Genomic DNA, 13414 nt, shown 5'->3' with positions numbered 1-13414 from the left:
CCTGTGCGGGTCCGCCGCCGGGCGCTCGTGACGCCGACGGGTGGGGGTGGGGCCTGCTGAGTGCCCGGGGGTGCCCGACGGCGCTCAGACCGGGGTGACGCCGTGGCGGCGGCGGGAGAAGTGCCGGTCCTTGGTGCGGGCGGCGGCGAAGCGCCGGACCAGCTCGGCGCGCAGCTCGGGCGGCTCGACGATCGCGTCGACCACCAGCTCGCTGGCCAGCCGCAGCACGTCGATGTCCTGCTCGTACTCCGCGCGCTTCGCGGCGACGAAGGCCGCCCGCTCGGCCTCGTCGCCGATCGCCGCGATCTTGTTGGCGTAGACGGCGTTGACGGCGGCCTCCGCCCCCATCACCGCGATCTTCGCGGTGGGCAGGGCGATCGTGGCGTCCGGTTCGAAGCCGGGGCCGGCCATCGCGTAGAGACCCGCGCCGTACGCCTTGCGGACCACCACGCAGATCTTCGGCACGGTCACCTCGGAGATCGCGGTGATCATCTTGGCGCCGTGCCGGATGATGCCCTGCTTCTCCACCACGCTGCCGACCATGAACCCGGGCACGTCGGAGAGGAAGAGCAGCGGCACGTTGAACGCGTCGCAGAGCTGCACGAAGCGGGTCGCCTTGTCGGCCGAGTCGACGAAGAGCACCCCGCCCTTGAACATCGAGTTGTTGGCGACCACGCCCACGACCTCGCCGTCGAGCCGGCCGAAGCCGATGGTCAGCTCCCGCGCCCAGAGCGCCTGGATCTCGAAGAACGAGCCCTCGTCGAGCAGGCCCTTGACGTACCGGCGCATGTCGAACGCCTGCCGCTCGCTGGCCGGCACGAGCGCGGCCAGGTCGGCCTTCGCCGGTGCGGGCACGGCCTGCGCGGCGGGCGGCGGCTGGGTCCAGTTCGCCGGGAGGTACGACAGGTAGCGGCGGACCACGTCCAGCGCGTCGGCCTCGGTCTTGCAGAGGAAGTGCCCGACGCCGGACTCGGCGCAGTGCACCCGCGCCCCGCCCATCGCCTCCAGCGTGGTCTTCTCCCCGGTGACCATCTCGACCATCCGGTCGGAGCCGAGGTACATGCTGGCGTTGCCCTCGACCATCGCCACCACGTCGCAGAACGCCGGGATGTACGCCCCACCGGCCGCGCTCGGCCCGAAGAGCGCGCAGACCTGCGGGATGGAGCCGGAGGCCCGGACCTGGTTCCAGAAGATCTTCCCGGCGCCGCGTCGACCGGGGAAGAGGTCGACCTGGTCGGTGATCCGGGCGCCGGCCGAGTCGACCAGGTAGACCATCGGCACCGCGGTCGAGTAGGCCCGCTCGATGATTCGGATGATCTTCTCGACGGTCCGCGCGCCCCAGCTCCCGGCCTTGACCGTGGAGTCGTTGGCCATCAGGCAGACCGGCCGGCCGTCGATGGTGGCGGTGCCGGTGACCACGCCGTCGGCGGGCAGGCCCTCGGCCATGGCGTTGGCGTAGAGGCCGTCCTCGACGAAGGAGCCCTCGTCGACCAGGAGCGCCACCCGCTCGCGGGCGAAGAGCTTGCCCTTCGCGGCGTTCGCCGCATGGTACTTGTCCGCGCCGCCGGCCCGGGCGCGCTTGCGCAGCTGCTCCAGTGCCTCACCGTCGAACGTCACGCCGACTCCCCCAACTGCCGCCACCAGCGCCGGCCACCCTGCGAACTCGCCGACCGACCTAAACGATCGTTAGGCTAACGCATCGAGGCGCGCTCCGGGGATCCGAACCGCCGCCGGCCCCGCACCCCGACGAGGCTCGGGGCGGTCAGCGCGCCAGGCTCGGGGCGGTCAGCGCGCCAGGCTCGGGGCGGTCAGCGCGCCAGGCGGGTGCGGGGGCCGGCGCGGAGGACGCCCGAGGGGAGCTTCTTGCCCAGCAGCTCCTCGGCCAACTCGGCCGCCTCGATCAGCGCGTCGAGGTCGATGCCGGTGTCGATGCCCATGTCGTGCAGCATGTGCACCGCCTCCTCGGTGGCCAGGTTGCCGCTGGCCCCCGGCGCGTACGGGCAGCCGCCGAGACCGCCCACGCTGGCGTCGAACTCGGTGACCCCGAGCTCCAGCGCGGTCAGCAGGTTCGCCAGCGCCGTGCCCCGGGTGTTGTGGAAGTGCAGCAGCACCGGCAGCTGCGCGTTGCGGTCGCGTACGGCGGTCAGCAGCTCGCGCACCCGGCGCGGCGTGCCCATGCCGGTGGTGTCGCCGAACGCCACCCGGTCCGCGCCGTCGCGGGCCACCCGGTCGACGATGCCGGCGACCCGCCCGGGGTCCACGTCCCCCTCGTACGGGCAGCCGAAGCTGGTCGCCACGATCACCTCGGCGGTCGCCCCCGCGCCGTGCAGCAGGTCGATCAGCTCCGCGATGTCGTCCAGGGACTGCTCGGTGGAGCGGTTGACGTTGCGCCGGTTGTGCGTGTCACTGGCCGAGACCACCACCTCGACCTCGGTGAAGCCGGCCGCCAGGGCCCGCTGCGCGCCCCGGACGTTCGGCACCAGCGCCGAGTAGCGCACCCCGTCGACCCGGGCGGCCCGCCGCCACACCTCGTCCGCGTCGGCCATCTGCGGGATCGCCTTCGGGTGCACGAACGACACCGCCTCGATCCGGCGTACCCCGGTGCGGGAGAGCGCGTCGATCAGCCGCACCTTGGCGTCGGTCGGGATGGGCTCCTCGTTCTGCAGCCCGTCGCGCGGCCCGACCTCACGGATCGAGACCGCCACTGGCATCTGGCTCATGCTCACCTCAATGGGACGTCGGGTCGCCGGGCACCGTCGCGCCGGGCCGCCTGGAGTGCAGGCGACCGGCGGTCGACACCGGCCGGCCGGTGGTCCCCCCAGGGAACCAGAAGGCCGGCGCCGACCGCCAGACTGCCCACCCAGCGGCCGGGCACTACGCAAGGCGAGCGCATAGCGGCATCGATCGCCGGCAGGCCGGACACAGGGTCCGTCAGCCGCCCGCCGGGGTAGCCCGTCCGGCCGGTACCGAAGGCTCGTTCGCCGAAACGGGAGAGCGGACGGCCAAATTCGTTCCCGCCGCATCGATGGCCGGCGGCTCGGATAGTTAGGTTTGGCATGCTCCGGCTCACCACGGTGACCGGGGCGGTGAGGAGGCCGGCTGGCCGGCCGTCCCCCTCACCACCCGCCTCCGGGGATCAGGGCTGCGACGGTCCTTCCAAGAGCTCAGCAGCACTCCGGAGCGCGGCCGAGAGGGCGCCGGCGCACGCGACGGCGTCCTCTCGGCTCATGACCAGAGCCACCGCCCCCGCGCCCTCCGCAGCCACCGACAACCACCGGAGCCGCCCGGCTGACCGACGACGGCGGGCCGGTTGGCCCGCCGGGCCAGTCGTTCTTCCTCGCGTCATTTCTCCACCCTTAGTTGCACGTTGCACCGATGGGATTTCCATCGGCAAAATTCGCGCATCCCGATAGCGAGCCCGCCCACAGATCGCAGCCGCATCGGTCACGCGAGAGAAACAACGAGGCGGTGGTAGTGGCGGCGCGGGGTTTTGGCCGGGTGCCGCAGGCCGGTGGCAGGCCAAAGTAGACGGTGCGGGCGGCGCATCCAGAACTCAGTGGTGACAGCGCAATGCGCCGGGACTCGGGCACCACGCACAAACCGTCCTACCCGGACGGCCCCCACCCGGCCAAAACAAACCGCGAGGGGCGGCAAATTTGGTCGTGCCATTGATCAAAGGGGGTACAACTACGAGTTACCGCGTCATGTAGCTCTTGGAAGGACCGACATGACCCCCCAGAACAACACGCCGACCTTCGGCGGGGAGCCGCATGTGCGGCACCGGCTCCTCCCGCCCGAACGGCTCGCCGCCGCGTACGACGAGCGCTGGCGGTCCCCGGCGGTCTCCGCGTACGCGCTGGCGGTGCGCGCCGTCATCGAGGACTGCCCGGAGATCGGCCCGGTCAACACCTGGAGCAGGCTGGCCGAGCGGATCTGCCAGGGCCGACCCGGCCGCGATCGCGACGTCTGGCGCAAGAAGCTCTCCCGGCACTTCGCCCCCGAGTTGAAGGGCCCTCCGTGGCAGACGGTGGAGATGATCGTGCGGTACGTCGTCCCGGAGTCCGAGCGTGAGGCAACGCTCGGTCGCTTCAAGCGGCTGCACGACGCGGCCCGGGAAGGCTCCCCGCGCAAGGGCTGCAACCCGGGGCGCTTCCCCGCTGGCACGTCCGCGGCCCAGTACCTCCCCGCCGGGCCGTCGCCGACCAACCACGCCCCGGCTGGTCGGCGACGGGCCACCCGGCTCGATCAGGTCTGGGCCACGTCACGGCCAGCAGGTCCGCTTTCCGTCCACCACCAGGTCGACCCGCTTCCGTACGCCCCCGACGGTGCCCGGCGACGCTGACGCGCCGTGCCCACGGGAACCCGGTGCCCACGTCCGGGGGTGTACGTCTACGCCGGAGGAGCGGCCCTCACGTTCCTCGTCCTCGTCACCGAGCGGGGCCGCGACTTCTGGGTCGCCGAGCGCCACGGCAGGGTCCGCCGCTGAGCGGGGCCCATCGCTGAGCCGTCCGGGCCGCAAGGCCCGGGCAGCCCGCAGCGGTCAGCGCATCCGGCCGACGATGCCGGTGTCGTAGTCGCCGGAGCGGAACTCGGCGTTCTCCAGCAGTTCGGCGAAGAACGGCAGGTTGCACTTCGGGCCGCCGATCTCGAACGCCGCCACCGCCGCGCGGGCCCGCTCCAGGGCCTCCGCCCGGTCGTCGCCGCTGACGATGAGCTTGGCCATGAGGCTGTCGTAGTACCGAGGCACGGTGTTTCCGGCGACGTAACCGGAGTCGACCCGCACGCCGTCGCCGGTGGGCTCGTTCCAGGTGCTGATCACGCCGGGGCCGGGCAGGAACCGCTTCGGGTCCTCCGCGTTGATCCGCAGCTCGATGGCGTGCCCGCGCGGGGCGAGCGCGTCCGGGTCGAACGTCGGGGCCAGCCCGGAGGCCACCCGCAGCTGCTCCTCGACCAGGTCGACGCCGTAGACGTACTCGGTGACCGGGTGTTCGACCTGGAGCCGGGTGTTCATCTCCAGGAAGTAGAACTCCTCGGCGCCGGGGGCCGCGCCTTCGGTGTTCCGCTCACGCGGGACCAGCAGGCACTCGACGGTGCCGGCGTTGCGGTAGCCGACCGCCTCCCCGGCGCGCACGGCCGCGGCGAGCAGCCGCTCGCGCAGCTCCGGCGAGACCGCCGGGGACGGGGACTCCTCGACCAGCTTCTGGTTGCGCCGCTGCACTGAGCACTCCCGCTCGCCGAGCGCTACCACCCGGCCGTCGGCCAGGCCCAGGATCTGCACCTCGACGTGCCGCACCCGGGGGAAGTACCGCTCGATCAGCACCGACCCGTCGCCGAACATCCGCTCGGCGAAGGCGCGCACCTTGTCGTACTCGCTGCGCAGCCCGGCCTCGTCGGTCGCCACGCCCATGCCCATCCCGCCGCCGCCGGCCGCCGCCTTGACCATCACCGGGTAGCCGATCTCGGCGGCGGCGACCACGGCCGCGTCCAGGTCGGCCGCCGGCTCGGTGGTCCCGGGCGCGACCGGCACCCCGGCCGCCGCCATCAGGTTCCGAGCATTGATCTTGTCGCCCATCGCGGCGATCGCGTCCGCGTCGGGCCCGACCCACACCAGCCCGCTGGCCGACACGGTACGGGCGAACTCGGCGTTCTCCGACAGGAAGCCGTAACCGGGGTGGATCGCCTGCGCGCCGGTCGACTTCGCGGCGGCGAGGATCGCCTCGACGTTGCGGTAGCTCTGCGCCGGGTCGGCCGGGCCCACGCAGACCGCCTCGTCGGCCTCGGCCACGAACGGCAGGTCGCCGTCGGCCTCCGAGTGCACCGCGATCGTACGGATCCCGAGCCGCTTCGCGGTGCGGATGATCCGGCGGGCGATCTCGCCCCGGTTGGCGACCAGCAGCGACTCGATCATGTTCTCCTCCAGCGTCCAGCATCCGGCGTCCAGAAGGTGGGACGAGGAAAGGAAACCATGACCGACCCGCTCCCCACGAGTCGAGCGCTTCGCCGGCCGGGCAGATCCCGCTCTCGGATACGACATCAGCCACGTCCGCCGCGATCGGCGGCCTCCAGCGGACGGCCCGACGGGCACCGGGTAGGGCGACAGCGGCAACCCGCCCGGGCCCTGATGACGTAAACGACTCAGCTCCATAGGCGCCGCGACACGACACCGACCGCCGCGCCCACGGCCCCGCCGCTCCCGGGCCGACCGGGGACCACAGCCGGGCGACACGCCTGGCCCTTGCGCTCGGACATGGCACAGGCCCCCGACGTATGCGAGGGCCTGTGCTCGAAGGGGCCAAACGTTGAGCGGCGTCAGCCGACGCTCTGCGCCAGGGCGACGAAGCCGCGCCAGGCGGCCGGCGAGAAGGAGAGCATCCCGCCGGAACGGTCCTTCGTGTCGCGGACGAGGACAACACCGGGCAGGTTGCCGGCGACCTCGACACAGTCGCCGCCGTTGCCGCCGCTCTTGGTGCTCTTGCGCCACTGCGCGCCAGTCAGGTCCATGATGCCGCCGCCTCCCCCAGAAGGCCCAGGGACTGCGACCGAGGCAGGGCCTCGCCTCGGATGCGCTCCCACCGCCGCTCGAGCGTAGCTTCGCGGCCGGCCCGGCGGCCCGACGCCTCCGGAGATCGTCAAGCGCTTCCTGTGGTTCCTTCCGCTCACCGACGACGCGCCGGTGCCCACCCGGCAACCGGGGTCAGGCGTCCGTCTCGGCCAGCAGGGCGGCCAGCGTGGCGGCGCGCAGCAGGGCGGCCCGGCGCTGCCGGTCCACCTCGCCGCCGAGGAACGGGGTCGAGTTCATCAGGCCGAACGCGGCGTGCGCCAACACCCGTGCCTCACCGGCGGGCAGGCCCGGGTGCAGTGCCGTCAGCACGGTCACCCACTGTTCGACGTAGAGCCGCTGGAGCCGGCGGATGGTGCGGCGCGGCTCGTCCGGCAGCCGGTCCAGCTCGTGCAGGTGCAGGGCGATCACCGCCGGGTTGGCCAGCGCGAACTCGACGTGGAAGTCGATCAGCGACTCCAGGGTGCCGCGCGGGTCCTCCGGGTGGGCGGCGGCGCGTTCCCGCCCGCCCTCGAGCAGCCCCTCGCTGACCGGGATGAGCGCTGCGGCCAGCATCGCCTCCTTGCCGGCGAAGTGGTGGTAGAGCGCCGGGCCGGTGACGCCCGCCGCCGCGCCGATGTCGTCCATCGATACGTGGTAACCCCGGGTGGCGAAGAGGCCGACCGCGATCTCCAGGATCTCGTCCCGCCGGGAACGCCGTCGGCCCGACCCCGTCGCGCCACCCGCCGCTCCGCGTGTCTGCTGTCCCACCGTCACCGGGTTAGCGTAAACCCGGTGTTGGGGGGCGCATCGCTCCGGTTCCGGCGGATCGGTCAGTTTTCGTCGTCGTTCAGCCCGTGCTCCGCGCGGATCGCCGCCGCCTCGTCCGGGCGGCCCAGTTCGTCGAGCGTTCCGGCCAGCAGCCAGGCGGCCCGCAGGGCCGACCGGGAGCCCTGCGGCATGCCGCCCAGCACCTCGCGCAGCAGCGGCTCGGCCTCAACGGGGCGGCCGGCCCGGCTCAGCGTCTCGCCGACGAGCAGTTCCACGCGCGCCGCCTCACCGAACGCCTCGATCGACCGCAGTCGCGCCGGCACCCCGGCCAGCCGCTCCAACGCCTCGTCCGGCCGGCCCGCCCCGTTCAACACCAGGCCGGCGACCTCGGCGACCAGCGCCACCTCGTACGTCACCGCCGGCGGCTGCTCCGGCTGCCCGGTCAGCGCGACGGCCAGGCCGTCGCAGAGCTCGACCCCGCGCTCCGCCGCCGGCACGTCGCCCGCCCAGAGCAGCGACTCGGCCTCCCGGCGACGGGCGCGCAGCTCGTCGACCGCCGCCCCGGCCAGCCGGTACGCCGTGGCGGCCTCGGCGAACCGCTGTGCGGCGAGTGCATCCCGGTCGGCGTCGTAGAGCAGGCCACCGGCCTCCTCCAGCATCTGCGCCCGGTGCGGCAGGTTGTCCGGCCCGTCCAGGTTGTGGGCCAACTGTTCGAGCAGGGCCAGCGCCGGGTCCAGCTCGCCCAGGTCGACGTAGATCCCGGCCAGCAGGTGCCGGCACCCGTCCGCCTCGGCCTGCGCGCCGAGCCGGTCCAACCCCAGCACCGCCTCCTCGGCGACCTCGGCGGCCTCCGCCGGCCGCCCGGCGGCCCGGTACGCGCTCGCCAACTCCCAGCGCAGGAAGGCATCGCCCTCCGCCCCCTGCTCGACGCAGAGGGTGACCGCCTCGACGAAGTCGTCCACCGCCTCGGCCGCCCGGCGCGCGGCCAGCAGCGCTCGGGCCCGGAACACCCGCACCGGCAGGCGGGCCTCCGGCGGCGCGGCGCGCAACGCCTCGTCGCAGGCCGCCACCTGCTCGGCCGGTGCCTCCACCGCGCGGGCGCAGGCCAGGGCGGCGGCGGTGACCAACTCGCCGACGCCGACGTCCCGGGCCAGCCGGCGGGCCTCGTCGGCCGCCGCCCGGAACTCCTCCGGCCGGTCCAGCTCCTCCACGGCGTGCGCCCGGTGCAACGCCACCCGGGCGGCCAGCCACGGGTCGTCGTGCGGCTCGGCGGCGGCCCGGTCGGCGGCGGCGAGGGCCTCGTCCCAGCGCCCGAGGTGCGCCAGCGCCAACCCGAGCCGGTCGTGGGCGGCGGCCCGCTGTCGGGCGTCGCCGTGGGCGGCGAGGAAGTCGTCGGACTCCCGGGCCAGCGCCAGCCCCTCCTCGCCCTCCCCGGTCAGGCAGAGCAGCACCCCCAACCGTCCGGCGACCACCTGCGCCCGGACCTGGTCGCCCAGTTCCCGGTACGCGGTCAGCGCCGCCCGGGTCGCGTCCCGTACCGCCAAGGGGCCCTCGGCGTCGCCCAGCTCGCCCGCGCGCAGCTCCAACCGACGGGCCACCACCGGTGGCGGGGGCTCGGCGTCGGCGAACCGCTCGTCGTAGGCGGCCAGCGCGGCGACGAACCCCGCCCGGCGGTGGGTGCGCAGGCACTCGTCGGCCAGGTCGAGCAGTTCCTCGGCGGTGGCCCCGGCAGGGACGGGCGTCTCCACCTCCGGGGTCGCCGCCGGCCGACCCGACCCGGCCGAACCGACCGAGCCAACCGAACCGGCGGAACCCGCCGGGCCGGCCGGGCGGCGGCGCAGGCTCGCCGAGAGCGGCAGGTGTTCCCCGACCGGCTCGGCGGCCAACCGGCGGGCGATCAACGTCGACTGGTGCGCGGTGCCGTTGCGGGCGTCGAAGCGGGCGGCCAGCTCCGTCGCCGTGGCGGTCAGCTCGGTGGCGAGCGCGGCGGCCGACACCTCGCCCGCCGGCCGGTCCCCGGTCGCCCGCCGGTGCAGGGTGACCCCGCCACCCCCGGCCGCCCGCCGCAACGCGGCGGCGGCGGTGGCCGCGAAGTGCATCGCGGCGGCCTGGGTGGGCGCCCGGTCCAGCCAGTCCAGGTGCCGCTCGACGATCTCCAGCGCGCGGGCGTCGTTGCCGGTCAGGGTGCAGAACTCGACGTGATCGGCGATGTCCCACAGATCGGCCAGCCGGTCCCGCTGCCGCCGGTACGCCTCCCGGTGCGCGTCGCGGGCCGCATCGAGGCGCCCGGTGCGCAGGTAGGGCACGAGCAGCGCGGTGAGGATGGCCTGCGGCTGCTCGGTGCAGGCCAGCCGGCCGGCGAGGACCGGCTCCGCCAACGCCACCGCCTCGCCGTACCGGCCCACCTGGGCCAGGTACGCGACCTGGGTGGTCGGGTCGCAGCCGGCGCAGTCGGAGAGGTCGTCGCGCGGGGCGGTCAGCCACTCCCGGTGCCACCGCTCGGCGGCCTCGGCGTCGCCCACGTGGTCGGCGACCAGGTAACGGTGCTTGTAGACGGCCTGGAGGCTGTGCCCGCCCTCGGTGTATCGGCGTTGCATGTCGTCGAGCACCGCCAGGGTGCGGTCCAGCGGCAGCTCGGGGAAGCGCAGCATGGCGTTGACCATGTACTTGAAGTGCCACAGCAGCAGGTGGGCGAAGCCTTGGTGGTAGGGCTGCGGGTCCCGGTCGAACTCGGCCAGGCACCAGGAGAAGGTGACCAGCGACTTGGCCGGCTCACCGCCGGAGACGTACGCGGTGGTGGCCTCCATCCGCACGGCGAACGCCAGGCGCCGGTCGTCGCCGGCGTCGGCCCGGCGCATGATCTGCTCCACCGCGGCCGTCCGCCCGGCCCCGTACGGCAGCGCGGTGCTTTCGCGCAGCATCCGCCACAGGTCGCCCTCGCTCATCGCGGTCTCACTCCCGTCCCGGTACGGCCCGGCCCAGCAGGCCGAGGAAGGAACTGTTCAGCAGCGCGGCGTCGGCCGCGCGGATGGGATGGTGGCCCAGCAGCAGGGCCTGCCCGTACAGCGCCTCGACGGCGAGCCGCACCAGCTCCGGGTCGTCCAGGGTGGTGATCCTGCGGACCAGCGGGTTGCGGTGGTTGAGCACGAGCTGCGGGCGGTCCGGCGGGGCGGAGGCGGCGAGCGCGTCGAGCACCCCGCCCCACAACTCGTCGGCCTTGTCCCGGGTCGCGGCGAGCTGGTCGTTGAACGCCGCCGACCGGCTGACCAGGTAGAGCGCGGGCAACGACACCGGGTCGTACGCCCGGATCACCACCTCGCAGCCGAGCCGTTCCAGGGCCCGCTGCGCCCCGGCGAGGAACGGCCGCAGGGTCAGCTCCACCCGCGCGTCGACCGCGTCGAAGCGGGTGGTCAGGTCGCTGGGCTCCAGCCGTTCGATGAGCACCGACCGGTCCACCGACGGCAGCCGCTCGATCAGCTCGCTGTCGTAGGTGTAGCCGGCGTTGACCACGGCCAGGTCCTGCGCGGCGGCGACGGCGGCGAGCTGACGGAACTCGTCCAGGCCGGCGGCGTAGCGGAGCAGGCCGTGACGTTGGCGGAACTCCGCCAGGGTGAGGGTGCCGACGTTGGTCTCCATCGGCCACCACTGGTCGACCAGCCGCAGCATCTCGTCGTCGTGCAGGGCCAACGCCTTGACCCCGAGGTGGTGCACCTGGAGGAACTCGCCGAGCCGGCGCGGGTCGTGCCGGGCCAACCGGACCAGCCAGCCGCGCACCTGCTCGCCCAGGGCGTCGCGGGTGGTGGCGAGCAGGGTGTCCTCGTAGAGCGCCTCGCGGCTGGCGGTGGGGCGCAGCTCGGCGGCGTCCACCACGCAGTGGGCGAAGAACGCCCAGTCGGGCAGCAGCGCGTCGGCGTGCTCGGTGAGCAGCATCCGCTTCAGGTAGACCCGGTGGCCGGCGCGGGCGGCCGGGTTCACCGGGGCGGACAGGATGAACGCGACCCCGGTCAGCCCCGCCTCCGGCACCGACAGCGGCACCACGTCGAACGGGTCGACGCCGAGGAGCCGCCGGGCGTACCCGAGCAGGGCCGGGCGGTCGGCGGGCATCCCCGGGGCGGTCGGCCAGGGCGGCTCGCCGACGGTGGTGACGACGTCGCCGACCCGGACGGTGACCGGCAGCAGCGAGCCGAAGCGGCGGGCCAGGTCGGTGACCGTGGCGGTGTCGAACCACTGGCCGGCGTCGCGGCGCGGCACCAGCGTCACCGTGGTCCCCGGCTCGGGGCGCTGCCGGCCGGCGGGGGCGACCGCCACGGCGTAGCGGCCGTCGGCGTAGCCGGTCCAGAGCACCGTCGGCTGGTCGGCATGCCGGGTGACCACCCGGATCTCGTCGGCGACCACGAAGCAGGAGAGCAGGCCGATGCCGAACTGGCCGAGGAACTCGTGCCGGGAGAAGCCCAGCTCGTCCCGTTTGGAGCTGCGGCCGATGGTGGCCAGCAGCTCGTGCACCTGCGCCTCGGTCAGGCCGATGCCGGTGTCGTCGACCCGCAGCGTGCCGTCGCCGGTCAGCTCCGGGGGCAGGATCCGGACCAGCGCCGGGGCGTCCGGCTCGGTGGCGCGGCGGGCGGTGATCGCGTCCACCGCATTTTGCATCAGCTCGCGCACGTAGACCCGTGGGCTGCCGTACAGATGGTGACTGAGCAGGTCGACCACGCCTCGGAGGTCGACCTGGAAGGTGCGGTCCACGCTGCGCTCCCCGGTCCGATGCCGGCGCTCACCGTACCGGGGCGCCCGGTCGCCCGGCTGCCCCCTGTTGCGCAGTGCGGTCAGGCGCGGCGGTGCACGAGTCGACCGGCGAGGATCGTGGCGAGGCAACTGCCGTCGGCGGCGAAGACGGCCAGGTCGGCCCGGCCGCCCACGACCAGCGCCGGCGGGCGTACCGGATCGAGGACCCGGACGCCGCTGCGGCCGGCCGCCGCCCGCAGCTCGACGTCTTCGAGCGCCCCGGCCGGGACCACCGCCGCCCCCGCCCGGAACAGGGCGTGCACCCGCTCGCGCGGGGTGGGCGCGGCCGGCAGCGGCCCGTCGTGCACCAGCGCCGGCCCGAGCGTCCCGGCCCACCGCCGCACCCGCACCCCCGGGTACGCGGCCAGCAGCTCCTCGGCCGGCGCGACGGCCTCGATCCGGTCGCCGGCCACCAGGACGGCCCGGCCGGGCGTCGGCGGCTCGTCGAGGGTGGCCCGCAGCAGCGGCGCGGTGTGCAGGGTGAGCATGTCAGTCCGTGACCGGGCCGAGCAGGGGCCGCTTCGCGCTGACCGTGTCCCCCGACGACCGGCCGGTCAGCCGGCGCTTGACCCACGGGGCGAGGTGCTGGCCGACCCAGCGCACGTCGGCGGCGCGGGCGGCCAGCCACGGCGTCGGCGCGGGGTGCGGCGGCACCAGCAGCCAGTCCTCCTCGCAGCCGACCCCGAGCGCGGTCAGCACCTGCGCGGCCACCCGCCGGTGCCCGGCCGCCGACATGTGCAGCCGGTCGGTGCTCCAGAGCATCGGGTTGAGGTAGGCGTCGTCGGAGTAGAGGTCGACGAGGATCGCGCCGTGCCGCTGCGCGGTGTCGCCGACGGTCTGGTTGAGCAGCTTGACCCGGGGGGCGACGAGGCGTTGGCCGGGCAGCCGGGCCATCACGTCGGCGAACCGGAACAGCACCACGTCCGCGCCGCCGGAGCGCAACCGGCCCACCACGTCGTCGAAGCGGGCCACCAGGGCCTCCGGGTCGAAGGTGCGGCGCAGCACGTCGTTGCCGCCGGCCGCGAAGCTGATCAGGTCGGGCTTCATCGCCAGTGCCGCCGGCACCTGCTCGGCCGCCACGTTGGGGAAGAGCCGACCCCGGATGGCCAGGTTCGCGTAGCGGAAGTCCGGGCCGGCCTCGGCGGCCAGCCGGGTGGCCACCAGGTCCGCCCAGCCCCGGTACGTCCCGTCGGGATAGGCGTCGTCCATGCCCTCGGTGAAGCTGTCACCCACCGCCACGAAACTGCGCCAGCGCACCGCGCCCTCCCCGATGTGAAGGAAGGGCACCCGATCGACGCGGGTCCCTTCTTGACCTCCGTCAGTCTG

The 13414-nt window shown here is 74.3% G+C and carries 11 protein-coding genes and 1 pseudogene; 2 read left to right on the top strand and 10 right to left on the bottom strand.

Going from position 1 to position 13414, the window contains the following annotated elements:
• Window positions 1-84 precede the first annotated feature (84 nt).
• Complete coding sequence (locus tag ACLQ2V_RS25520) at window positions 85-1617, bottom strand: acyl-CoA carboxylase subunit beta (protein WP_425721108.1); 1533 nt, start codon at window positions 1615-1617, stop codon at window positions 85-87.
• Window positions 1618-1808: 191 nt separating this feature from the next.
• Window positions 1809-2711 carry a hydroxymethylglutaryl-CoA lyase gene (locus ACLQ2V_RS25515; protein ID WP_425721156.1) on the bottom strand — a complete coding sequence of 301 codons (903 nt, stop codon included), beginning with the start codon at window positions 2709-2711 and terminating at the stop codon, window positions 1809-1811.
• A gap of 1016 nt (window positions 2712-3727) precedes the next feature.
• Between ACLQ2V_RS25515 and ACLQ2V_RS25510 the strand changes: the two genes are divergently transcribed.
• Both ACLQ2V_RS25510 and ACLQ2V_RS25505 read left to right on the top strand, forming a co-directional pair.
• Entirely contained in the window at window positions 3728-4342 is a 615-nt protein-coding gene (locus ACLQ2V_RS25510; protein WP_425721107.1) for a hypothetical protein, read from the top strand.
• Between the two features lie 6 nt (window positions 4343-4348).
• The gene (locus ACLQ2V_RS25505) at window positions 4349-4486 is read left to right on the top strand and encodes a hypothetical protein (RefSeq protein WP_425721106.1); all 138 of its coding nucleotides are present in this window, start codon (window positions 4349-4351) and stop codon (window positions 4484-4486) included.
• A 54-nt stretch (window positions 4487-4540) separates the two neighbouring features.
• Here the strand turns inward: ACLQ2V_RS25505 and ACLQ2V_RS25500 are convergent, their stop codons facing one another.
• The 8 genes and pseudogenes from ACLQ2V_RS25500 to ACLQ2V_RS25465 all read right to left on the bottom strand — a co-directional run bounded on the left by ACLQ2V_RS25500 (window position 4541) and on the right by ACLQ2V_RS25465 (window position 13345).
• Window positions 4541-5908, bottom strand: a complete 1368-nt coding sequence (locus tag ACLQ2V_RS25500; RefSeq protein ID WP_425721105.1) for an acetyl-CoA carboxylase biotin carboxylase subunit — start codon at window positions 5906-5908, stop codon at window positions 4541-4543.
• Between the two features lie 401 nt (window positions 5909-6309).
• On the bottom strand, window positions 6310-6501 hold the full coding sequence (locus ACLQ2V_RS25495; RefSeq protein WP_425721104.1) for a DUF397 domain-containing protein: 192 nt from the start codon (window positions 6499-6501) through the stop codon (window positions 6310-6312).
• Window positions 6492-6590 (bottom strand): annotated as a pseudogene (locus ACLQ2V_RS25490) (XRE family transcriptional regulator); the annotation flags it as partial. The gene ACLQ2V_RS25495 and the pseudogene ACLQ2V_RS25490, both read right to left, overlap by 10 nt.
• A 104-nt stretch (window positions 6591-6694) precedes the next feature.
• A complete protein-coding gene (locus ACLQ2V_RS25485; RefSeq protein ID WP_425721103.1) occupies window positions 6695-7315 on the bottom strand; it encodes a TetR/AcrR family transcriptional regulator in 621 nt (206 codons plus the stop codon).
• Window positions 7316-7371: 56 nt separating this feature from the next.
• Entirely contained in the window at window positions 7372-10254 is a 2883-nt protein-coding gene (locus ACLQ2V_RS25480; protein WP_425721102.1) for a hypothetical protein, read from the bottom strand.
• A 7-nt stretch (window positions 10255-10261) separates the two neighbouring features.
• The gene (locus ACLQ2V_RS25475; RefSeq protein WP_425721101.1) at window positions 10262-12049 is read right to left on the bottom strand and encodes an HSP90 family protein; all 1788 of its coding nucleotides are present in this window, start codon (window positions 12047-12049) and stop codon (window positions 10262-10264) included.
• Window positions 12050-12129: 80 nt separating this feature from the next.
• Window positions 12130-12576 (bottom strand): imidazolonepropionase-like domain-containing protein, encoded by a 447-nt coding sequence (locus tag ACLQ2V_RS25470; protein ID WP_425721100.1) that lies wholly within the window; start codon window positions 12574-12576, stop codon window positions 12130-12132.
• Between the two features lies 1 nt (window position 12577).
• The gene (locus tag ACLQ2V_RS25465) at window positions 12578-13345 is read right to left on the bottom strand and encodes an SGNH/GDSL hydrolase family protein (RefSeq protein ID WP_425721155.1); all 768 of its coding nucleotides are present in this window, start codon (window positions 13343-13345) and stop codon (window positions 12578-12580) included.
• Window positions 13346-13414: the final 69 nt, after the last annotated feature.

It is taken from the genome of Micromonospora sp. DT233 (genome assembly GCF_049841815.1).
In the GTDB taxonomy this organism is placed as follows: Bacteria; Actinomycetota; Actinomycetes; order Mycobacteriales; family Micromonosporaceae; genus Micromonospora.
Note: the sequence above shows the minus strand (reverse complement) of the source record. Positions and strands in the feature narration are given on the sequence as shown.